Below are 1,234 nucleotides of genomic sequence, written 5' to 3'. Positions count from 1 at the left end.
TGACGTGCCTCCAGGAATTCGGACCGTTTTGAGCTGGAATTTTCCACTTATGATCCCGGGATCGGGACGAGGAGAATTCCATGAAGACGTCGAAGTTCAGTGAGGCGCAGATCGCCTTTGTGTTGAAGCAGGCCGATGAGGGCACGGCGGTTGCGGAAGTCTGCCGCAAGGCAGGGATTTCGGACGCGACCTTCTACAATTGGCGCAAGCGTTATGGCGGGATGATGCCGTCTGAGGTGAAGAAGCTGCGCCAGCTGGAGGAGGAGAACGCCAAGCTGAAGCGGCTGGTCGCGGACCTGTCCCTCGACAAGGCCATGTTGCAGGACGTGCTTTCAAAAAAGCTCTGAGGCCTGCTCGTCGACGTCGGCTGGTGGACGAGGTACGGGCGAGCTGGAAGGTATCGGTCAGGCGGGCCTGTTCGGCTTTGAGGATCGATCGGTCGCTCTACACCTATCGGCCCCGGCGCGACGATCAGGCCGCTCTCAGAACGCGTATCAAGGAGATCACCGAGACGCGTGTGCGCTACGGCTATCGCCGCGTCCACGTCTTGCTACGGCGGGAGGGCTGGACTGTGAACCCGAAGCGGATCTACCGTCTTTACAAGGAGATGGGCCTTCAGCTCAGGAACAAGGTCCCGAGGCGGCGAGTGAAGGCAAGGCTACGGGACGACCGTACCGTGGCAACCCATGTCAACCAGACCTGGGCGATGGATTTCGTCCACGACCAGCTCGCCACAGGCCGCAAGTTGCGCATTCTGACGGTCGTCGACACCTTCTCGCGCTTCTCCCCGGCGATCGATCCGCGGTTCAGTTATCGCGGCGAAGACGTGGTGCAAGCGCTGGAGCGCATGTGTGCCGAGGTCGGCTACCCCAAAGCGATCCGGGTCGATCAGGGCTCGGAGTTCATCTCCCGCGACCTTGACCTGTGGGCCTATCAGAAAGGCGTCATTCTCGACTTCTCCCGGCCAGGCAAGCCGACGGACAACGCCTTTATCGAGTCCTTCAACGGCAAATTCCGGGCCGAATGCCTGAACACTCACTGGTTCATGAGCCTTGACGACGCTCGCGCCAAAATGGAAGCTTGGCGTAGAGACTACAACGAGATCCGCCCCCACAGCTCCATCGGCCATAAGACGCCGATCGAGCTGATGAAACGCTCAGGAGACGGTGCGACAGCCTGAGCAGCACCCCCGGAAATCCTCCAGCCGGGCGGTCCAAACTCGGGGAGCACGTCA

The 1,234-nt window shown here is 60.7% G+C and carries 1 protein-coding gene; it reads left to right on the top strand.

The genetic code is table 11. The features are described from left to right. Window positions 1-80 precede the first annotated feature (80 nt). Window positions 81-1,180 (top strand): IS3 family transposase gene (locus BMY25_RS20320; protein ID WP_092500101.1). Its coding sequence is split into 2 segments (ribosomal slippage): window positions 81-333 and window positions 333-1,180, totalling 1,101 coding nucleotides; the frame shifts between segments, so codons are not numbered across the junction. Window positions 1,181-1,234 lie beyond the last annotated feature (54 nt).

Source organism: Faunimonas pinastri (genome assembly GCF_900110915.1).
In the GTDB taxonomy this organism is placed as follows: Bacteria; Pseudomonadota; Alphaproteobacteria; order Rhizobiales; family Afifellaceae; genus Faunimonas; species Faunimonas pinastri.
This window is presented reverse-complemented; position numbering and strand designations above follow the sequence as displayed.